Genomic DNA, 20307 nt, shown 5'->3' on the forward strand with positions numbered 1-20307 from the left:
TTGAGGCGCCGGCTTCTTATCATAGTTGAGGCTTGCTTTTTAGCGGAATAAACCGATGAAGTCCTTGATCGCCTACTCTTTAAGCCTGATCCTCGCCGCCACGCCCGTCCTCAGCGCCTCGGCGGCTCAGGGCATGGATCAGGTCCGTCTCCCGGCCATCGGGGAGCCGGCGGGGTCCGGCGAGCTGTCCCCGGAGGAAGAGAGGCGGATCGGCGAGCAGTCTATGGTCCAGATCCGTAACAGCCGCTTTTACCTCGATGACTTGGACGTCTCCGAGTATCTGAACCGGCTGGGCTACAGGCTGGTGGCCATGGCGCCCTCCAACAGTTATGGTTTCCAGTTTTTCCCGCTGAAGGTGCCTGAGATTAACGCTTTCGCCCTTCCCGGCGGTTTCATCGCCGTTTTTTCCGGCACAGTACTCGCAGCCTCCGATGAGAGCGAGCTCGCGGGGGTTATGGCCCATGAAATAGCGCACGTTACCCAGAGGCATATCGCCCGGATGTTTGAAAGGCAGAAGGGCACGGGGGCGCTCGCCCTCGGGTCCTTCCTGCTTGCGATTCTAGCGGCTGCCGCTGGCGGTAGCTCGGGGGGCAACGCCGCCTCTGCCATCGTGATGGGCAGTCAGGCTGCCATGATCTCCAATCAGTTGAAATTTTCCAGAAGTGCCGAACAGGAGGCTGACCGCATAGGCTTCCAGATCCTTACGCGCGCCGGCTACGACCCCCGCGGCATGGTACGGTTTTTCCAGCGCCTGCAGCAGCAAAGCGGCAGCTATGATTCCTCGAACTCCTATCTGTCCGACCATCCGCTTACGATCGAACGCATCGGGGACATGGAAAACAGGGCGAGAAACTATCCCCAGTCATTCCGAAAGTCCGACGACTTTGACTTCCTTCTGATCCAGGCCCGGCTGCTTGTGCTGCAGGGGGACCGCACGGCGGACTGGGAGGAAGCTGTGCGGCAGCTGCGGCTCAGGCTTGTCGGCCGGAGCTCCGGTGAGCAGGCTGCGGCGGCACACTACGGCCTGTCCGTGGCCTACAGGCAGATGGGCAGAGCGGCCGTGGCCTATGAAGAGGCGGAAAAGGCGGCTGCGGCAGCAGGGGGACGCAAAAGCGTCTTTATCGACAAAAACCTCTGCGAAACCCGCTTCCTCGCCGCCGGCAGCGAGGTCGAAAAGGAGGCGGCGCTTGCCCAGATGCGCCGGCTCTGCGACCAGAACCCCGTTTCATCCATGACTGCAGGCGCTTACATCGAGGCGCTGCGCTCCATGGGCCGGTATGAAGAGATCCTCCGGTACCTGAAAACTCAGGGGGCCTTCTCGCAGGACAATCCCGCGTATTATCGTTACTACGCTCAGTCGAGCGAGGCCCTCGGGCGGCACAGTGAGTCGCACCTCGCCATCGGGAGGATGTACGCCCTGCAGGGAGAGTGGAAACAGGCTGCGATTCAATTCCACGAGGCGGAGAAGGCCTCGGACGGAGACTTCTATACGATGAGCGAGATTGATGCGAGGCTGCGCGAGGCCGAGGCCAGAATGAAGGACGAGGAGGGCGGGAGCCGTTAGGCTCCCTATTCCGGCGGGGGATGTTAAGTCCCTCAAATCATGAGAAAATAGATACCTTTCATACCGGCGGCCCGGCGGGGGAGCTCCCTTTCGGGCATTCATCCTTTACGGAAAAACAGATTTCCAATGGCTATTAAAGATTACATGATCGTCGCGTCGCGCTGCGACGAAACGATAGAGACGGATGTTGTTGTCGTGGGCGGCGGCCCGGTCGGGCTTTTCCAGGTTTTTGAACTGGGCCTGCTGGAGATGAAGTGCCACGTAGTCGATTCCCTGAAGAACGTGGGCGGACAGTGCATGGAGCTCTATCCTCAGAAGCCCATCTACGACATTCCCGCCGTGCCTGTCTATTCTTCGGCGCAGCTCACCGAGAACCTTCTCAAGCAGAACTGGCCCTTCAAGCCCGTCTACCATTTGGGCGAAGTTGTGACCGTGGTGAAGAAGCTGCCCGACGGGACGTTCCATGTCGAAACGGATGCCGGCTCCCGATTCCACTGCAGAGCGGTGATCATCGCCTCCGGCGTGGGCTCTTTCGACGCCCGCCCGATGCGGGTGCCCGGCATCGAGAAATTCGAAGGCAAGCAGCTCTTTTACCGCGTCCGCGACCCTGAGCAGTTCGCCGGCAAGAACATCGTCATCTGCGGCGGCGGAGACTCTGCGCTGGACTGGACGCTTAATCTGGTCGGCAAGGCCGAAAGCGTCATCCTCGTGCACCGCCGCGACGGATTCCGCGCGGCCGCTGCGAGCGTGGCAAAGATGAAGCAGCTCTGCGAAAACTGGGAGATGCAGTTCATGATCGGCTCGGTGACGGGATTCGAAGAGAAGGACGGCCGGCTCAAGGAAATCCGCGTAACGGGAGCCGACGGCATTGTGAGGCGCATCCCCCTGGACTGCCTGCTGGTGTTCTTTGGCCTCCAGCCCAAGGTTGGCCCCATCGTGAACTGGGGCATCGAGCTGGACCACAAGCAGATCGTGGTCGACACAGCCAAGTTCGAGACCAGCGTGCCCGGCATTTTCGCCGTTGGTGACTGCAATATTTATCCGGGCAAGAAGAAGCTGATCCTGTCGGGCTTTCACGAGTGCGCGCTGGCCGCTTTCGGAGCCTCGCAGTACGTATTTCCTGAGAAAAAGGTCTTCCTGCAGTACACGACGACTTCTCCCAAGCTGCACAAGGCACTCGGCGTGCCCGATCCTGCGCACCACAAGGAAGACGCCGAATGAAGACCCGACCCGCCGCCTTGGGCGGCGGGGGGGCCAATGTGCCGCGGCCGGTCAGGCCTTTACCGGCTTGATTTTAGGCAGCGACGCGGAATGATCGACGGGCAGCTGCGAAAGGGCCGCGGCCGCCTTGCGGGCAATGCTGAGGAAAAGGCCTGCAGTCTCGCTTTCCGGCTCCGCGATGACGGTGGGCCGCCCGGAGTCAGCTTCCTGCCGGATCGCAGGGTCCAGCGGCAGGCTGCCCAGGATCGGCACGTCGTACTGCTCTGAGAGCCGCTTGGCGCCGCCCTCGCCGAAGATCCGTTCCAAGTGTCCGCAGTGAGGGCAGCGAAAGAGCGCCATGTTCTCGACGACGCCTAACACCGGCACATTGACCTTTCTGAACATCATGAGGCCTTTTCTGGCGTCCAGGGTGGCGATCTCCTGGGGAGTCGTGACGACCACGGCGCCGGTCACGGGCACCTGCTGGGTGAGCGTGAGCTGCACGTCACCTGTTCCGGGGGGCATGTCGACCACGAGGTAGTCAAGGTCGCTCCACCGGGTCTGGAAGAGGAGCTGCTGGAGGGCGGAGGACACCATCGGGCCGCGCCAGATAACAGGATCCTCGGGGTTGATCAGGAAGCCGATGGAGTTGACCTGCAGCCCGTAGGCCGTGTTCGGGGTCATGGTCTTGCCGTCCTCGCAGGCGGGGATGGCGTTCACGCCCAGCATGGCGGGCTGGCTGGGGCCGTAGATGTCCGCATCGAGCATGCCCACGCGGGCGCCTTCCGCAGACAGGGCGAGCGCCAGGTTGGCCGCGATGGTGGACTTGCCGACGCCGCCCTTGCCGGAGGAGACGGCGATGATGTTCTTCACGCCGGGCAGAACGCGCAGCAGCGGCTGGACCTTGTGGGCCCGGATCCGCTGCTCTACTTCGACCTCCGCTTCGATGCCGTTTTCCGCGAGGGCCTTCAGAATGGAGCCGCGCAGCGGCCCGATCTGCGTCTTTGCGGGATAGTCGAGACGGATCTCGATGCGGGTTTTCCTCTCCGAGGCGTCGATCCCAGCGATTTCTCCGCTGTCCCCGAGTCCTTTGCCGGTGTTCGGGTCCGTGACGGAGTTCAGGATTTTTTCAATTTGATCTTTGGTCATGGGCTTGGTTGCGTCCTCACAAAACTCCGTCCATTATCCCACGCCGCCTAGAAGCAGCCGCAGACCATCCGGCAGGCACCGCCGGCTCTCCGCGCCCGAAGCCCTGCTCAAAAGGCGGCCCGCCCGGGCCGTGGCCGCGCCGGGTAGAGATAAAATAAAACTTTCATTTCCTTTTCTCTGCGTCCAAAAAATCCATGAGCAAACGCAACATTTTTATAACAACAGCTCTGCCTTACGCCAACGGCCCGTTTCACATCGGGCACATCACGGAATATATCCTGGCCGACACCTGGGTGCGCCATGAGCGGATGATGGGCAACAATGTCGTCTTCGTCGGCGCGGACGACACCCACGGGGCGCCCATGATGATCGCAGCGGAAAAAAAAGGAGTCACCCCGCAGGAGTTTGTGGCCCAGATCCGAGCCGGACGCAAGCAGTACCTCGACGGCTTCCACATCAAGTTCGACTGGTGGTACACAACGGATTCTCCTGAAAACGTGAAGCTCTCGCAGGAGATTTACCGCCGCCTGAAGGCGGCCGGCATGATCTATACGAAAAGCGTGACGCAGTACTATGACACGCAGAAGAAGATGTTTCTGGCGGACCGCTATATCAAAGGAAAGTGCCCGCACTGCGGCGCAGAAGATCAGTACGGGGACAGCTGCGAGGTCTGCGGATCGGTCTACAGCCCAACCGAGCTGATCAATCCGTACTCGGTTCTGACGGGAACCAAGCCGGAGCTGCGCAGCTCCGTACATTATTTTTTCAAGCTGTCGGATCCCTCCGCGAGGCAGTTCCTGCGGGAGTGGACTAGCGGCTGCGGCTTGGACGGCAAGCCCCGCCTGCAGCCCGAGGTGCTCGCCAAGGACCAGGAGTGGCTCGGCGAGGGCGCGCAGCTCGAGGACTGGGATATTTCCCGAGACGCGCCTTATTTCGGAATCCCGATTCCCGACGCTCCGGGGAAATTCTTCTATGTCTGGCTGGACGCGCCGGTCGGCTATCTCGCTTCCCTCATGTCCTACTGCAACGCAAAGGGAATTGATTTCGAGAAATTCCTCTCCGACCCCTCTACCGAGCAGATCCACTTCATCGGAAAGGACATCATTTATTTCCACACTCTGTTCTGGCCGGCGATGCTGAAGTACGCGGGCCGCCCGTTCCGCGTCCCAGACCATATTTATGTGCACGGCTTCGTGACGGTGGGAGGCGCCAAGATGAGCAAGTCCCGGGGCACGGGCATCAGTCCTCTCAGGTACCTGGAGCTCGGGATGGATCCGGAGTGGCTCCGCTATTATCTGGCGGCCAAGCTCTCCTCGAAGGTCGAAGACATTGACTTCACGAAGCAGGACTTCTTCTCCCGGATCAATTCGGACCTGATCGGCAAGTACGTCAACATCGCCTCGCGCTCGGCGGGTTTCATTGTGAAGCGCTTTGGCGGGCGGGTGCTTGATGCCGCCATGGACGATCCGCTGCTTGAGGCGCTGCGCTCCCAGGCCGGCTCCATCATGGATCTGTACGAGAACCGCGAGTTTTCCAGAGTGACGAGAAGCGTCATGGAGCTCGCAGACCAGACCAACGAGTACATCGACCGCATGAAGCCCTGGGAGCTCGCCAAGGATCCGCAGAAGGCCGACGAACTGCACCGCGTTGCTTCGGTGAGTCTGGAGGCCTTCAGGATTCTCACCAATTATCTGAAGCCTATCCTGCCCGGCACCGCCAGCAAGGTCGAGGAGTTCCTTCAGTGCGGGGAGCTCACCTGGCAGAGCGTTCGCAGCCCGCTCAACTCGCAGCGCGAGATTCTCCCCTTTAAACACCTGATGCAGCGCGTCGACATGGAAAAACAGCTGGATCAGCTGCTTCCGACCCCCGCCCCTGAGCAAAAGCCGCAGGAAGCTCTGCCCGGCGGCGAGGCGATCGCCCCGGTCTGCTCGATTCAGGACTTCAACCGCGTGGATCTGCGCGTGGCAAAAATCCTGAAGTGCGAGGAAGTGGAGGGTTCGAACAAGCTCCTGCGGCTCACTCTGGATGTAGGTGAAGGCCGCCCCCGCACGGTTTTCTCCGGTATCAAGTCTTCTTACAGGCCTGAGGATCTGGTCGGCAGGCTCACGGTGGTGGTCGCGAACCTTGCCCCGCGCAAGATGCGCTTCGGCCTCTCCGAGGGCATGGTGCTTGCTGCATCCGACGCCTCTGGCGGCACGCCGGGCTTTTACCTGCTCGCCCCGTTCGATGGCGCAAAGCCCGGAATGCGGCTGCACTGAAAGTGCAAGAGTCCGCGGGGAAAGCCTGCGGACTTCTTGTGCAGTGGTCCCTGCCCGCCTGGCCCTTCAGTGTTAAAAGAGGGACTCCGGGGCGGCTGAGGCGGTAAGCCAGATGGGCGCGAAGGGGGCGGCCTGCGTGATGTGCACCAGCTCTTCCTTGGCGAGCTCCAGGATGGCCAGGAAGAATACCAGCGCCTCCCGGGGCGTGCGGCTTTCTGAAATGAGCGCAGAGAATTCGATGTAGGGCTTCGCCTGCAGTTCGCGCAGCGTCCGGCTCATATACTCGCGTATGGACAGCTCCTCGCGGCTCACGCTGTGGTTTCCGCGCAGCGCCAGGCCTTTCAGTACGCGCGCCCAGGCCGACTGCAGTTCGGAGAGGCTTGCCTCTGGCAGCCTCTCATCGTCAGCCTCTTCCAGCCGGACGCTTACCTCGGAGAAGTCCCGCCCGCAGATGGGCAGCTCGTCGAGCTCCTGTGCGCCGCGCTTGATTTTCTCATACTCGATCAGACGCCTCATCAGCTCGGCCTTAGGATCTTCGGCCTCCTCACCGGTATCCGTTTTCCTCACAGGCAGCAGGAGCTGGCTTTTGATGGAAGTCAGGTAGGCGGCCATAACCAGGTAGTCTCCTGCCAGATCGAGGTTGTGCGCCCGGATGAGTTCGACGTAGGCGACATACTGCTGCGTGAGTGTCGCCATCGGTATGTCCATGATGTCGAACTTCTGCCTGCGGATCAGGTACAGCAGCAGGTCGAGCGGGCCTTCGAAGGAGCGCAGAAACACCACGAGCGCGTCGGGCGGGATGTAAAGCCCGTCGGGAAGGCGCGACATCGGTACCCCGTAGAGTTTTGCGACGGGATCTTCAGAGGGCAGCAGAGTGTCTTGCGGCTGGGCTGCGGCGTCCAATTGCGGAAGGAATCCTCAAAAAAGGGCACGGAAGGCGGCCAAAACCGCCCCCGTGCCCTGCCGGTGCTTCAGGCGACCGAATGGTTACTCGTAGTCGGGCACGTACATGCGGTCCTTCACGTACTGCACGATATCCGCGGGCTGCTCAATCTGCGCAGTGCCGTTGCGAAGGGCGAGCTTGATGATGTTCACAGCGACGGCGAGCGAAATGTCGCGCACGCGGGTGAGCGAGGGGTAGAGCGAGCCCTGCGCCAGATCTTCCGGAGTCACCATGTCGGCGCAGGTGTGGGCAGCCGACAGGAACACGTCCTCTCCCAGCTCCTTGCAGCGGCCGAGGATCGCGCCCAGGCCGATGCCAGGGAAGACATAGGAGTTGTTGCCCTGGCGCGGCACGAACGTCTTGCCCTTGTAGGTGACGGGGCTGAACGGAGAGCCGCAGCTGAACAGCGCTCTGCCGTCAGACCAGGTGTAGGCCTGCTCAGCTGTGCACTCGGCCTTGGAGGTCGGGTTCGAGAGCGCGAAGATAATGGGCCGCTCGTTGATTTCGGCCATCGCCTTGACCACGCTTTCTGTGAAGGCGCCGGACTGGGCGGACAGGCCGACGATCGCCGTCGGGCGAATGCGGCGGATGCATTCCTCAAAGTCGGTGCAGGGCTCCAGATCCTTGGCGAACGGGGCCTTGTGGCGCGCAAGTGTTTCGCGCCCGGAGGTCACCAGTCCCTTGGAGTCAAAGAGGTAGAGCCTGCTCAGGGCGTCTTCCCTGCTGATGCCGGTCTCCGTCATGGCGGCGGCGATCAGGTTGGCCACGCCCGTTGCGGCTTCGCCCGCACCGAGGAAGAGGATCTTCTCATCCGAGAGGCGGGAGTTCTTCGCCTTCATGGCGGAGAAGAACCCGGCTACGACGATGGAGGCAGTTCCCTGAATGTCATCGTTGTAGCAGCAGTACCGCGAACGATAGCGCTCAAGCAGGTCGAAGGCATGGTTGTTGCCGAAGTCCTCGAACTGGACGACGCAGCTGGGCCAGCGCTTGTGCACCGCCTGGAAGAACTCCTCGATGAAGTCGTCGTATTCCTTGCCGGAGACGCGCTTGTGCTTGTGGCCCAGATAGAGCGGGTCGCTGAGATAGCGTTCGGTATCCGTGCCGACATCGAGCGTGACGGGCAGGGTTCTGCGGGGATCTACGCCGGCGCAGGCAGTGTACAGGCCGAGCTTGCCCACCGGGATGCCCATGCCGTTCACGCCGAGGTCTCCCAGCCCGAGGATGCGCTGGCCGTCGGTCACCACGATCATGTCGACCTCCTGCTGGGGAGCGTTCGCGATCAGCTCATCGAGATGCCCCTTGTCCTCGATCGAGAGGAAGAGCCCGCGGGGGAAGCGGTAGAGGTGGCTGTATTTCTGGCAGACTTCGCCCACCGTCGGGGTGTAGACCAGCGGAAGGATCTCCTCGACATAGTCCATCACGAGCCGGAAGAAAAGCGTTTCGTTGGCGGCGCGCAGCCCGTCGAGGAACAGAGCCTTCTGATAAGGCGTATCAAAGGAGCGCAGCTGCTCGATCATCGCTTCGGCCTGTAGCCTGATGTTGCTCGGCACCGGGGGAAGCAGTCCCCGGAGCCCGAGTTCAGCGCGTTCCTGCTCGGTGTAGGCGGTTCCCTTGCTGAGCACTCCGTTTTGCAGGAGCGCAGCTCCTTTTAACGTTTGACATGCCATGTCGTCTGGTCCTTAAAAAAATAAAACTTCAGTGTTATTGGTTGCGGCCTGAAGATCGAGGCGAAGCCTTATTTTCCATCAATCCGAGGCCGGGTGGTTTTATAGGCCTACCTCTTAAGAGGCACTATTCGGTCTGTGCGGGCTTTACCGGGTCTTTTTCCGGGTGGCCGGCGCAGCCTTTCTCGTGGCAGGCTGCTTGACCGCAGGTTTTTCCACCGGCAGCGCGGGCTTGAGCTCTGCCATCCTCTGGTCCGCAAGCTTGCTCTGTTCGGTGTCGGGGTAGCGCTTCTTCAGGGCATCGTACGTGGCATAGGCCGCGCGCACGTTGCCGAGGGCGGTCTGGGCCGAGGCGAGGGACAGCATCGCGTCGGGCACGCGCTTGGAGCCCGAGAAGTCACGGATGACGCGTTCCTGGGCGGAGGCGGCCTCGCTGTACTGCTGCAGCGCAAAGAAGGCGTTGCCCTGCCAGTAAAGGGCTTCGGGAAGGTACGGCGAGCGGGGGTTGAGGGCGTCAAGCTGCTGGAACTGCGTGATGCTGTCCTGGTACTTCCCGGCCTGGAAGGCGGACATGCCCGCGTCGTAGAGCGACTTCTCCCGGGGCTGGACCTGAACTTTCGCTCCGTCGACCTGAACGGTCTGGGGCTCGACCTTGGCGATCCTTGCGTTCATCGCGCGCAGGCGGCTGTCAAGATCTGTGTAAAGGTCCTTCGTGTTTTTCTGCTGCTGGGCGAGCTGGTTTTCCAGAACCTCGATGCGGCCGGAAAGCTGCGCCTGCGTCTGCCGGATGGCGTCGACCTGGTTGCTGACGGCCAGGTTGGCCTTCTGGGCGCTCTCCAGCTGGCTGATCTGGCTCTGCATGGTCACCATCTGCTTGCGCATGGCGTTAATGGCCAGGCGCGCCTCGTCATCCGAGAAAAACGCGTTGGCGCTGGACATGCAGCCGACGCCCGCCGCCAGGGCGGCTATCAGTGGTAAAGGCCTGAACATCATGGTTTGCTCACCGGTAAAAAAAGGTCCCGCCGCGCCGGCTGGCGTCGGCAGGACGAGTTAAAGGGTCGTCTCAGCGATAGCGGATGTCAGCGCGGCGGTTCTTGGCCCACGCCTGTTCGTTAGAGCCCTGGACGGCGGGTTTCTCCTTCCCGAAGCTCACGGCCTCCATCCGGTCGGCGGGCACGCCGAGCAGCCGCAGCTTCGCCACGACGGCTTCGGAGCGGCGCTGGCCGAGGGCGAGGTTGTACTCGCTGCTGCCGCGCTCGTCGGTGTTGCCTTCAACCACGATCCTGCGGGAGGCGTGGCTAGACAGGTAGTTGGCATGAGCCGAAAGCATCTTGTCGTACTGCGGGTCGACCGTGTAGGAATCAAAGCCGAAGTAGACGGACTTCTGGGCGAGCGGGCTGTTGGGATCGTTCAGGGGATCCACCTCCACGGTCTTCACGTCGGAGGTGCTGCGGGCGGTGCTGTTGCCGGAGGCGGGGGCCGTTGCCGCGGCTGTGGTCCGGCTGGCGCCGGCCTTGTTGCCGTTATCGACGGGGACAGAGGAGCAGCCTGCAAGGACTGCTGCAGAGACTATGGCTGTAACTGCAAAACGCAGGGAAAAATTCATTTAAAAATCTCCAAACCTATCAATCATCTGACTAACGGTCCCCAAGCAGGCTCGCGGATGCTGCCGCCCCTGCTTGAAAGCCGGGTAGAAACTTTTCCATCGGCGCTGGAGGCGTATAGCACTCCGCTGCCGCGCCCGCCTGAGGCATAGAGAATCAGCTCCCCGTTGGGGGAAAAGCTGGGGGATTCATCTCCGCCGGTGCGGGACACTACAAAATTGGATCCGGTCGCGAGCTCGAGGACATTGACCTGGAAGCCGCGGCCGGTTCTGGCAATATAGGCCAGTTTCTTGCCATCGGGCGAAAGGGCGGGGCTTACGGCGTAGCCCACGCCGAAGGTGACGCGGCTCGCGCTTCCCCCCGACACTCTTTTTCTGTAGATCTGCGGTTTGCCGCCCCGGTCCGACGTAAAGTAGATCCAGGCGCCGTCCGGGCTGAACACCGGCTCGGTGCTGATGCCGGATCCCGTGGTGAAGCGGCGGGCCGCGCCGCCGTTTACGCTCATCAGGTAGATCTGCGTCCCGCCGTCCCTGGACAGTGCGACGGCGAGCGTCGAGCCGTCGGGGCTGAAGGCCGGTGCGGAATTATTTCCGGGGAACTGGGCCACTGCACGGCGCTTTCCGGTGCTGAGCTCGTGGATGAAGACCACAGGCTTTCTGGATTCAAAGGAAACGTAGGCGACCCGCGATCCGTTGGGAGACCACACCGGGGAGATGATGGGCTCGCGGCTGCGCAGTGCGACGCGCGGATTCTCTCCGTCGCTGTCTGCGATAATCAACTCGTAGCGGCTCCCCCTGCGCTGCACGTAGGCTATGCGTGAGGCGAAGCAGCCCGGGATGCCCGTGAGCTTCTGGTAGATGCGGTCCGCGATCTTATGGGCGGAAAGGCGCACGTTTGCGCCGGAGAAAGATGCACTGTCGAGCACCGTGCCGTTCACCACGTCGAACAGCTTGTAGCTGAGCTCCCAGCCGCTGCTTTTGCGAACGACGGAGCCGAGCGCGGCGGCGTTCACGCCGTAGGACTTGAAGGCGTCCGCCGTGGGGTTTAGAACTTGGCTGTAGGGAGCCTCGGTCTTCGGGCCGGCAATTCGGAACTTGCCGCTTCTCTGCAGGTCGGAGGAAATGACCGAGCCAATGTCCGTGCCGCAGGCGCTCTGCCCCGAAAAGCCGGGAACGGCCAGGGGAAACAGGTTGGAGCCGACGCCGGTGATTTCTATGTCAAGCTGCGCATGAGCGGGCAGGCAGGCGAGTGCGAGGGCCGCCGCGGTGCCGGCCGCAAAGGCCCTGCGGGTCAGGCAAACAGTCGATTTTTTTATCAATTTCATGATCCAGCTATGAAATTTTAGGGGGTGCTTGCTGCCAAGCGCCCCCATGGTACTACGGCAGCGTGAAAGCCCTCTGTAACAGAGGCTAAGCATAGTTTCCGTTTGTTACAAACGGAAGACTTTACGCTGCTTTTTTATCAGTGGCGGAAGTGCCGCTCTCCGGTAAAGACCATAGCGATGCCGCGCTCGTCGGCAGCCGCGATCACCTCGCTGTCGCGGATGGAGCCGCCCGGCTGGATGACGCAGGTCGCCCCGGCGTCGCAGATTACGTCCAGGCCGTCCCTGAAGGGGAAGAAAGCGTCCGAGGCGGCGGCGCTGCCCGCGAGCGACAGGCCGGACTCTTCGGCCTTCTGCTCGGCGATGCGGGCGGAGTCGACCCGGCTCATCTGGCCGGCGCCCACCCCGAGCGTCATGCCCGCGTGAGCGTAGACGATGGCGTTGGACTTGACCCAGCGGCAGACGCGCCAGGCGAACATCATGTCGGCGATCTGCTCCGAGGTCGGCTTCTTCTTCGTAACAACCTTCAGCGCGGATTCCGGGCAGATCTGAGTGTCGGGAGTCTGCACCAGAAGACCGCCCCCTACCCGCTTCATGTCGAAGTCATTCTGGGCGTGACCTCCGGCCACCAGCAGCAGCCTGAGGTTCTTTTTCTGCTCGAGCAGGCCTTTTGCCTCCTCGGAGAAGGACGGTGCAATGACGACTTCCGCGAACTGCTTGCTCACGAGCGTCGCGGTTTCCAGGTCCACTTCGCGGTTGAAGGCGATAATGCCGCCGAAGGCCGACTTCGAATCGGTGCGGAAGGCTTTCTTATAGGCTTCGGCCGCGTTCAGGCCGATGGCCGCGCCGCAGGGGTTGGCGTGTTTGATGATCACGCAGGCGGGCATGTCGAACGAGCGGGCCATGTCCCAGGCCGTATCGGTGTCGGCGATGTTGTTGTAGGACAGCTCCTTGCCGTGCAGCTGGGTGTAGCCGGCCAGCAGCCCGGGGGCCACCTGCTGCTCGCGGTAGAAGGCGGCCTGCTGGTGGGGATTCTCGCCGTAGCGCATGTCCTGAACTTTCACCCACTGACGGTTGAGGACCTGCGGGAAGCGGGTGGCGGGCTTGTTGTCCTCGCCGAGCGAGGTGAGGTAGTTGGTGATCGCGCCGTCATAGCGGGCAGTGTGAGCGAACACTTTCTTTGCCAGGGCGAGGCGGGTTTCAGCGGTGACTTCGCCCTTGTTCCTGATTTCCTCGATGATGCGGCTGTAGTCAGTGGGATCGACTACGACGGCGACGGAAGCGTGGTTCTTCGCCGCCGCGCGGATCATGGTGGGACCGCCGATGTCGATGTTCTCAATTGCCTGGGCGAACGTGCAGTCCGGGCGGGCGATGGTCTGCTCGAACGGATAGAGATTCACGACGACCAGGTCGATCGGATCGATGCCGTGCTCCTGCAGCGCCTTCATGTGCTCCGGGCAGTCCCTGCGGGCGAGGATTCCGGCATGGATCTTCGGGTGAAGAGTCTTCACACGGCCGTCGAGCATTTCGGGAAATCCCGTGTAGTCGGCGACCTCCTCGACCTCAACCCCCTCTTTTTCCAACAGCCTGGCAGTGCCCCCCGTAGAAAGCAGATGGAACCCCAGGGAGACGAGTTCCTTTGAAAACTCAACGATTCCGGTTTTGTCGGAAACGCTGATCAGAGCTTGCTTTTTCATGTCGGATTTCCTTTAAAAAGGCCCTGCTGGAGCAGCCCGTAATGCTTCAGGCGCTTGCGCAGGGTATTTCGATTAATACCCAGAATTTCTGCTGCGGCGCACTGGTTGCCGTGGCAGCGCCGCATAATGTATTCGAGAAGGGGCAGCTCCACCGCCGACAGTACCATTTCGTGCACCCGCGTGGGATGCACGCCCTCGAAGCTGTCAAAATACTCGTCCAGCATCTCGGTCAAAGCCGTGCGGAGAGGCGTTGTGTTTTGGTCAGGCACGCGGATCAGGACCCCGGTTGCGGCCCGTAGCCGCTTTTCCACTGCGGGCGGGCGGATGATGAAAACGTTCCCCCATCATAAATCACATCGCGGCTTTCTCAAAGAATTCCGTCAGTTTTTCCTTCACTGCCCCGGGGTCGGAAAGCGCGAGCAGCGGCGGCGCGAGCGGCGCCGCCCCCTCAGTGCGCCGGAGGTACCACAGCAGGTGCTTGCGGAACGTGCGCAGGCCTGGCCCCTCCCCGTAAAAGCGCAGGTGCCGATCCATATGGCCGAGGATCACCCGCAGCCGCTCCCCTGGCGATGGCTGCCCCGGATCGGCGTTTCCGCAGAACACGGCCGACATCCGGGCGGGCAGCCAAGGGTCTCCCAGGCAGCCTCGCCCCACCATGATCCCGTCCGCCCCGGTGTAGTCCATGACCCGAAGGGCTTTGTCAACGGAGTCGATGTCGCCGTTGGCGATGACGGGAATGCTCAGGCTGCGTTTGATCCGCCTCACGGTTTCGTACTCTGCCCGGCCCGCATAGCCCTGCATCCGGGTCCGGCCGTGGACTGTGATCAGGCTCACGCCGAGCTGTTCGGCGCGCTGCGCGATGTCTAGCGCGTTTTTATGGTCCTCATCCCAGCCGGTGCGAAGCTTGAGCGTCACCGGAACGCGGGCCGCCTCTCGGACCGCCCGTATGACCTGCAGCGCCAGCTCCTCGTTTTTCATCAGTGCAGCCCCGCACTCGGTCCGGCAGACCTTTTTCGCGGGACAGCCCATGTTGATGTCGATGACCTGCGCCCCGAGTCCCTCGACGAAGCGGGCGGCCCGGGCCATCCACGCCGGGTTCGCGCCCAGCAGCTGCACGATCCTCAGGCCGGCGCCTTCGCCGAAGGATACGCGGAGCTGAGATTCCTCGGAGCCAAGCAGCCCGGGGTTGGCCGAGACCATTTCGCCTTCCGGGCAGCAGTTCCCAAGCGACAATACGGTCTGCCGGAAAGGCAGGTCCGAGAAACCGGCCATGGGGGCAGTGAAGACCTGCGAACCGACTTCCGCCGATCCAATCCACATAAGGTTCTCAGTCCTCCAGCTGCTGCGGGGTCCCGATGTTTTTCCACAGCCCGCGGAATACTTCGCCCGTGACCCGCCCCTGGTCGCAGAAACGGTAGAGCCAGGGAAAGAGCTTGCAGGGGCGAATCTCGACGTCCCTGAAGATTCTGGGCGAGTAAAGCCCGATGCTGGCGAAGGTGTACTGCCGCGGAGTGCGCCGCACCAGCCCGGCTGTGAGCGCCATGTCGCCCTGCGGGTGGAAGCTCGGGTTATCCACGAGCACCAGATGCGCGTCGGCCTCGCCCCGGGCGAGCTTGCCGGCGCGGGCCGCGAGGGCCCCATAGTCGAAGTCCGTGACGATGTCGCCTGCGGCGACGATAAAGGGGGTTTGGCCGTCAGGCGAGAGAAGCGGAAGCGCCCGCGCGATGCCGCCCAGGGTTTCGAGCGCGTCGGCCTCCGTGTCGCCCTCTCGGGAGTACTCGATCATCAGGCCGCGGTCCGATCCGTCTCCCAGCGCGGCCGGAAACTGATCTGCCAGGTGGGCGGTGTTCACAACGAAATGCCTCACGCCGCCCCTGGCCATGGCCTCTATCTGCCAGTCTATCAGGCGCTTGCCGTGGTACCGGAGCAAGGGCTTTGGGGTGCGGTCTGAAAGCGGGCGCATCCGCTTCCCTCGGCCCGCCCCCAGGATCAGGGCCCGTACGGGCGGGTTCAGTAGGTCCACTGTTCGCTCCCCGAGGGACCTTCAAGACGGTCGAAGATTGTGAGCAGGGGGCGCAGTTGCCCGTAACGGCCGGCCACATGCCGAACGTACGCCACGAACCGGGGCGTGTCCTTGAGGTAGCGGGGCTTGTGATCCCTGTAATTCAGCCGTGCGAAGATGCCCAGAACCTTGAGGTGGCGCTGCAGGCCCGACCATTCAATCTGCTGCCAGAACTGCCTGAAATCGCGGGGCACGGGCAGACCAGCCCGCCTCGCCTTCTCCCAGTAGCGGATTGAGACGTCGAGAGTAAAGGATTCGTCCCACGAGATGAAGGCGTCGCGCATGAGGCTCGCGATGTCGTAGGAGACGGGGCCATAGAGCGCGTCCTGGAAGTCAAGGACTCCGGGCATGGGATCGGAAACCATCAGGTTGCGCGGCATAAAGTCGCGGTGGACGATGACGCGGCCCTCCGAGAGCATGCTCGAGACCAGTCTGTCGCAGACTCCCTGCCAGATTTTTTCCTCGGTTTCGTCAAAGTCGCTGCCGCGGTGCCGCCGCACGTACCACTCGGGGAAAAGCGAGAGCTCGCCGCGGAGCTTTTCCTCCGAGTATTCCGGGACGATGCCCGGTTCGCTCACGGTCTGCAGCGCGGTCAGGGCTGTGGTGGCCGCGTCGAAGAGGCCCGGAGCACAGCCCCGGTCTTTGAGAAGGCGGTCCAGGCAGGTTTCCCGCCCAAGATCGGAGAGCAGCATGAATCCCTGCCGGGGATCGGCCTCGTAGATGTGCGGTACGTTCAGCCCTGCCCTTACGCAGACAGCGTCCATGCGGATGAAGGGGGCGATCGGTTCTTTTTCGGGCGGTGCGTCCATCACGATGTAGGACTGCGGCTGCGTCCCGGAGGCGATGCGGAAATAGCGCCGGAAGCCGGCATCTGACGAGGCCGGGGCGATGGTTTCCAGCCTGAGGCTGTAACGTTGCGCGTGGCCCGAGAGCCACCCTTTCAGCAGTCCGAGACGTTCATCTGCGGTTTTTATATCTTCTGGCATGGCTCCTTTGCGCCTTCTTGCTTTCGTGATTCTGAAATTCTACGAATTTGGGACTGACAGTGGAACTTCCGGCCCGCCCGAATCGCCGGGGTTCCGTGTGAGGCCCGCCTTCAGCCCGTATAATCCACTTGTTTGCTTACAACGATCCGGGTTTACCGGCAAATGGGCGCTAGCAGCTTGAATCAATCAGCCAAAATCAGATTCCCGCGGGGAGGCGGCCTGGCCGCAGCTGTGGCCGCGGCGTGCATGGCCCAGCCGGCTTTCGCCGCGCTGCAGCTGCACTCCATCTCGGAGCTCGATGAGTCCCCGGCGGGCGTCGTGGAAAACCCTTCGACCTATGCACGCGCCAACGACGTCACCGGCAGTCCCCAGGACGTGCTCCACCTGATCGGCAACGCGGAGATCCGCCGCGGGGGCGCCACGCTCAAGGGCGACCGCCTCACCTACACGCAGGAGACCGACGAGGTGGTGGCAAGGGGCGGCGTGCTGCTGTCCAAGAACGGCGCCACTTTTACCGGTCAGGAGGCAAACTACCGGATTGACGCGCAGTCCGGCAGCATGCCCGACGCGGACTATACCTTCGAGGCCCGGGGGCTGCGGGGCTGCGCAAAGCAGGTGGAGTTCATCGACGGCAGCCATATCTCAATGGCCGATGCGCTGATCACATCGTGCCCCAAGGGCAGCAAGTCCTGGTGGGTGTCGCTTGATCAGCTGGACCTCGATCAGGGCGACTCCTCGGCCCTGGGCCGCTGGGCATCGCTCTATCTGGGCGGCGTCCCCGTCTTCGGCTTCCCCTGGTTTGACTTTCCCATCGGGCAGGAGCGCAAGTCCGGGTTCCTCACCCCCAGCATGACGATGAGCACCAGCAAGGGCCTGCAGATCAGCATCCCCTATTACTGGAACATCGCCCCCAACTATGACTACACGCTCATTCCTGACATCATGACCAAGCGCGGCGTGATGCTGGAAAACGAGTTCCGCTATCTGCAGCCTAATTACTCCGGGAAGATCAATTACAACTGGATGTACCACGACCGGGACCGCGACGAGCGCCGCTACGGGCTGCATTTCGAACACCGCTACAGCCGCAGCGGCTTCTATGCGGGTGTGAACTACAACCGGGTTTCCGACGACAAGTTCATCGACGACTTCTCGGGCACTATCCGCGAATCGTCCGAAAAGGTGCTCAACCAGGATGCCTGGATGGGATACGGGCAGGACTTCTGGAATTTCAACGCCCGCGTCACAAAGAACCAGACGCTTGAGAACAAGGGCTACTGGGAGCCGTACTCGCGCGTCCCGCAGTTCACCTTCAACACCTACAAGGGCGACCTCTACGGCATAGAGTACACGGGGAAGATCGAGGCAACCCGCTTCACCCACCCGAGCAGGCAGCGCCCCGACGGCGACCGCTTTGTGATCGACCAGGCCGTAAGCTACCCGCTTCGCGGCTCCTGGTGGTTCATGGAGCCCAAGGCCCGGTGGATCGGCACTTGGTACAACATGAAGGACAGCCACCCGGTCATGGGCGCAACTCCTCTGGACAGCAGTCCGAGCCGTACTCTGCCGATATTCTCTATCGACTCAGGGCTGATTTTCGACCGCGAGACCTCCTGGCTTGGGCACAACGCCGAGCAGACCCTGGAGCCGAGGCTGTTCTATTCCTACATTCCCTACCGCGACCAGAGCAGGATGCCCGTGTTCGACACGACAGTGTCGGATCTGAACATCGCGCAGCTTTTCCAGGAAAGCGTCTTTTCGGGGTATGACCGCATCAGCGAGGCGAACCAGCTCACCGCGGCCCTTACGTCGCGCTACCTGGACTCCGCTTCGGGCATCGAGTGGTTCCGCGGAACGATCGGCCAGCGCTTTTACTTCTCCGATCAGCGCGTTGCGCTCCAGGATTTCTACACCGGGGCCCGCGGGGGCGTCCGCACGGATTCCCACAGCGACCTGCTGGGAAGCGTGGGGGTCCGCTTCACGAAAAGCCTGACTGCCGACGGCACCATCCAGTACTCGTCGTCTGACAAGCGCATCTCGAGGGCCTATGCGGGGTTCCGCTGGAATCCCCGCCCGTCTTCCACCCTGAGCCTTTACTATCGGTACAACTACGCTCCCGGTGACTACTACAACAACATCAAGCAGGTCGATTTCGGCGTGCAGTGGCCGCTCACCGGCAACCTTTACGCAGTGGGGCGCTGGAATTACTCTTTCCGGGGCAGTCACATCATCGAGGCCCTTGGCGGCGTCGAGTACCACGGGGACTGCTGGACGCTCCGGACCGTCCTCCAGCGCTACGTGACCTCCACGGACAAATACGACAACACTTTCTTCATCCAGCTCGAGCTGAATGGCCTGGGTTCGATTGGCACCAGCCCTGTCTCAGAGCTTCGCAACGGCATCCCCGGTTATCAAAACGCAAGCCCCGTTCCCAGTGCAACAGGGCGCTATGAATACTATGACTAAAAAGATCTTCGCTCACCTTCTTCTGACCGCGGCGCTTGCGGCTCCTTTTGCCGCCGGGGCGGCGGATCCGGCTCCTGCGGCGGGCACGGCGCAGCAGCCTGCCGCCGCGCAGCCCGCGAGGCAGGCCGAGGGCCGTCCCCTTGATGAAATAGCCGCCGTGGTCAACGATGACGTGATCACCGAGTACGAGCTCCAGCAGCGCATCCATATGGCCGCGCTCAACCTGCGGCGCCAGAACATCAAGCTGCCGCCCATGCAGAGCCTGCGCAGCCAGGTGCTCGACCAGCTCATCATCGACAAGGCCATCCTGCAGCGCGCCCATGAAACGGGCATCCGTGTCGATGACCAGATGGTAAGCGCCGCCATAGAACAGATCGCGGCCAACAACAAGGTGACGGTCGAGAAGATGCGCAGCGAGCTTGCAGCTGACGGTGTTCCGTTCCAGGCCTTCCGCGAGCAGATCCGGCGCGACATCATCGGCCAGCGGCTCAGGGAGCGCGAAGTGGACTCGCAGATCCATATTCCTGAGTCTGAAATCGACGCTTACCTTGCCGAGCAGAACGGCTTTGCGGGAGGCGAGGGCTCGGCCACGGAGTACAAGGTGAGCCACATCCTGATCCCGCTGGAGGCGGGAACGGACGCGGCCAAGGCCCAGGCCGAAGCTGAGTCGGTCCTGAAGCGGGCCAGGGCGGGAGAGGACTTCGCCTCGCTGGCGGCCTCCTACTCCCGGGCGAGCGACAGCATGCAGGGCGGCGAGCTCGGATGGCGCACGAGCCAGGCCATGCCCACGGTGCTCTGGGACGCCGTGAAGTCCAACCCCGCCAAAGGCGTCGTAGCGATGAGCCGCAATAGCTCGGGCTTCCACATCGTGAAGATCAGTGATGTCCGAAACGGCATGGCGGCCCGCGCGGCGGCTCATACGGTGCAGATGACGCATGCCCGCCACATCCTCATGCAGGTCTCTCAGCTCACCCCTGAGGCCACGATCCTGTCCCGGCTCAATGACATCCGCAGCAAGATCGTCTCCGGACAGGCGGATTTCCAGACGATGGCGAGGCTGCATTCCGTCGACGGCACCTCCACCCGCGGTGGCGATCTGGGATGGCTGCAGGCCGGAGATACGGTTCCGGAGTTCGAATCGGCCATGAACAAGCTGAAGATTGGCGAGATCTCCCAGCCGGTGAAGTCCCGCTTTGGCTATCACCTGATCCAGGTCGAGGAGCGCAAGCAGGCTCAGTCCGACCCCAGGCGCGAACGGCTCGCGGCCATGCAGGCCCTTCGCGAAAAGAAGCTCGGCGAGGCGGTGAACAACTGGCGGCGCGAGCTGCGCGACAAAGCCTATGTCGAAATCCGCCACTATGACGACTAGCCTTCCGGGCCGCTGAGCAGCCTG

15 protein-coding genes and 1 pseudogene are annotated in these 20307 nt (G+C 62.3%); 5 read left to right on the top strand and 11 right to left on the bottom strand.

What is annotated here, in order from left to right; translation table 11 throughout:
- Positions 1-55: 55 nt before the first annotated feature.
- Both MUN46_RS03150 and MUN46_RS03155 read left to right on the top strand, forming a co-directional pair.
- Positions 56-1564: a M48 family metalloprotease gene (locus MUN46_RS03150; RefSeq protein WP_243376471.1), complete on the top strand. Its 1509-nt coding sequence runs from the start codon at positions 56-58 to the stop codon at positions 1562-1564.
- Positions 1565-1690: 126 nt separating this feature from the next.
- Complete coding sequence (locus MUN46_RS03155; RefSeq protein ID WP_243376472.1) at positions 1691-2785, top strand: NAD(P)/FAD-dependent oxidoreductase; 1095 nt, start codon at positions 1691-1693, stop codon at positions 2783-2785.
- Positions 2786-2836: 51 nt separating this feature from the next.
- On the opposite strand, the gene apbC is transcribed toward MUN46_RS03155, so the two are convergent.
- A complete protein-coding gene (gene apbC / locus MUN46_RS03160) occupies positions 2837-3913 on the bottom strand; it encodes an iron-sulfur cluster carrier protein ApbC (RefSeq protein ID WP_243376473.1) in 1077 nt (358 codons plus the stop codon).
- 191 nt (positions 3914-4104) lie between these two features.
- On the opposite strand from apbC, the pseudogene metG reads away from it, so the two are divergent.
- Positions 4105-6171, top strand: a pseudogene (gene metG, locus MUN46_RS03165) (methionine--tRNA ligase); the annotation flags it as partial.
- A 72-nt stretch (positions 6172-6243) separates the two neighbouring features.
- Here metG and MUN46_RS03170 read toward each other — a convergent pair.
- The 10 genes from MUN46_RS03170 to MUN46_RS03215 all read right to left on the bottom strand — a co-directional run bounded on the left by MUN46_RS03170 (position 6244) and on the right by MUN46_RS03215 (position 16448).
- On the bottom strand, positions 6244-7074 hold the full coding sequence (locus tag MUN46_RS03170) for a segregation and condensation protein A (RefSeq protein ID WP_243376475.1): 831 nt from the start codon (positions 7072-7074) through the stop codon (positions 6244-6246).
- A gap of 84 nt (positions 7075-7158) precedes the next feature.
- Positions 7159-8781, bottom strand: a complete 1623-nt coding sequence (locus MUN46_RS03175; protein ID WP_243376476.1) for an NAD-dependent malic enzyme — start codon at positions 8779-8781, stop codon at positions 7159-7161.
- A gap of 144 nt (positions 8782-8925) precedes the next feature.
- Entirely contained in the window at positions 8926-9771 is an 846-nt protein-coding gene (gene ybgF, locus MUN46_RS03180) for a tol-pal system protein YbgF (RefSeq protein WP_243376477.1), read from the bottom strand.
- Positions 9772-9841: 70 nt separating this feature from the next.
- Positions 9842-10384: a peptidoglycan-associated lipoprotein Pal gene (gene pal, locus MUN46_RS03185; protein ID WP_243376478.1), complete on the bottom strand. Its 543-nt coding sequence runs from the start codon at positions 10382-10384 to the stop codon at positions 9842-9844.
- 23 nt (positions 10385-10407) lie between these two features.
- Positions 10408-11706, bottom strand: a complete 1299-nt coding sequence (gene tolB, locus MUN46_RS03190) for a Tol-Pal system beta propeller repeat protein TolB (RefSeq protein WP_243376479.1) — start codon at positions 11704-11706, stop codon at positions 10408-10410.
- 137 nt (positions 11707-11843) lie between these two features.
- Positions 11844-13400, bottom strand: a complete 1557-nt coding sequence (purH, locus tag MUN46_RS03195; protein WP_243376480.1) for a bifunctional phosphoribosylaminoimidazolecarboxamide formyltransferase/IMP cyclohydrolase — start codon at positions 13398-13400, stop codon at positions 11844-11846.
- Positions 13397-13624, bottom strand: a complete 228-nt coding sequence (locus tag MUN46_RS03200; RefSeq protein ID WP_237977919.1) for a helix-turn-helix domain-containing protein — start codon at positions 13622-13624, stop codon at positions 13397-13399. The genes purH and MUN46_RS03200 overlap by 4 nt, the downstream gene beginning before the upstream one ends.
- A gap of 127 nt (positions 13625-13751) precedes the next feature.
- Entirely contained in the window at positions 13752-14720 is a 969-nt protein-coding gene (gene dusB / locus MUN46_RS03205) for a tRNA dihydrouridine synthase DusB (RefSeq protein WP_243376481.1), read from the bottom strand.
- Positions 14721-14727: 7 nt separating this feature from the next.
- Positions 14728-15423 (bottom strand): nucleotidyltransferase family protein, encoded by a 696-nt coding sequence (locus tag MUN46_RS03210; protein ID WP_340309660.1) that lies wholly within the window; start codon positions 15421-15423, stop codon positions 14728-14730.
- Positions 15411-16448 (bottom strand): aminoglycoside phosphotransferase family protein, encoded by a 1038-nt coding sequence (locus tag MUN46_RS03215; RefSeq protein WP_243376482.1) that lies wholly within the window; start codon positions 16446-16448, stop codon positions 15411-15413. Before MUN46_RS03215 ends, MUN46_RS03210 begins: the two co-directional genes overlap by 13 nt.
- A gap of 246 nt (positions 16449-16694) precedes the next feature.
- On the opposite strand from MUN46_RS03215, the gene MUN46_RS03220 reads away from it, so the two are divergent.
- Positions 16695-18914 (top strand): LPS-assembly protein LptD, encoded by a 2220-nt coding sequence (locus MUN46_RS03220; protein WP_243376483.1) that lies wholly within the window; start codon positions 16695-16697, stop codon positions 18912-18914.
- Positions 18907-20283, top strand: a complete 1377-nt coding sequence (locus tag MUN46_RS03225; RefSeq protein ID WP_243376484.1) for a peptidylprolyl isomerase — start codon at positions 18907-18909, stop codon at positions 20281-20283. The genes MUN46_RS03220 and MUN46_RS03225 overlap by 8 nt, the downstream gene beginning before the upstream one ends.
- Positions 20284-20307: the final 24 nt, after the last annotated feature.

This window comes from Mesosutterella faecium (assembly GCF_022809315.2).
GTDB classification, from domain to species: domain Bacteria; phylum Pseudomonadota; class Gammaproteobacteria; order Burkholderiales; family Burkholderiaceae_F; genus Mesosutterella; species Mesosutterella faecium.

Excerpts from the sequence above, each read along its gene's own strand:
- MUN46_RS03155 (WP_243376472.1), top strand. The coding sequence starts at position 1,691 with ATGGCTATTAAAGATTACATGATCGTCGCGTCGCGCTGCGACGAAACG.
- apbC (WP_243376473.1), bottom strand. The coding sequence starts at position 3,913 with ATGACCAAAGATCAAATTGAAAAAATCCTGAACTCCGTCACGGACCCG.
- purH (WP_243376480.1), bottom strand. The coding sequence starts at position 13,400 with ATGAAAAAGCAAGCTCTGATCAGCGTTTCCGACAAAACCGGAATCGTT.
- MUN46_RS03220 (WP_243376483.1), top strand. The coding sequence starts at position 16,695 with ATGGCCCAGCCGGCTTTCGCCGCGCTGCAGCTGCACTCCATCTCGGAG.
- pal (WP_243376478.1), bottom strand. The coding sequence starts at position 10,384 with ATGAATTTTTCCCTGCGTTTTGCAGTTACAGCCATAGTCTCTGCAGCA.
- ybgF (WP_243376477.1), bottom strand. The coding sequence starts at position 9,771 with ATGATGTTCAGGCCTTTACCACTGATAGCCGCCCTGGCGGCGGGCGTC.
- tolB (WP_243376479.1), bottom strand. The coding sequence starts at position 11,706 with ATGAAATTGATAAAAAAATCGACTGTTTGCCTGACCCGCAGGGCCTTT.
- MUN46_RS03175 (WP_243376476.1), bottom strand. The coding sequence starts at position 8,781 with ATGGCATGTCAAACGTTAAAAGGAGCTGCGCTCCTGCAAAACGGAGTG.
- MUN46_RS03150 (WP_243376471.1), top strand. The coding sequence starts at position 56 with ATGAAGTCCTTGATCGCCTACTCTTTAAGCCTGATCCTCGCCGCCACG.
- MUN46_RS03200 (WP_237977919.1), bottom strand. The coding sequence starts at position 13,624 with ATGCTGGACGAGTATTTTGACAGCTTCGAGGGCGTGCATCCCACGCGG.
- dusB (WP_243376481.1), bottom strand. The coding sequence starts at position 14,720 with ATGTGGATTGGATCGGCGGAAGTCGGTTCGCAGGTCTTCACTGCCCCC.
- MUN46_RS03215 (WP_243376482.1), bottom strand. The coding sequence starts at position 16,448 with ATGCCAGAAGATATAAAAACCGCAGATGAACGTCTCGGACTGCTGAAA.
- MUN46_RS03225 (WP_243376484.1), top strand. The coding sequence starts at position 18,907 with ATGACTAAAAAGATCTTCGCTCACCTTCTTCTGACCGCGGCGCTTGCG.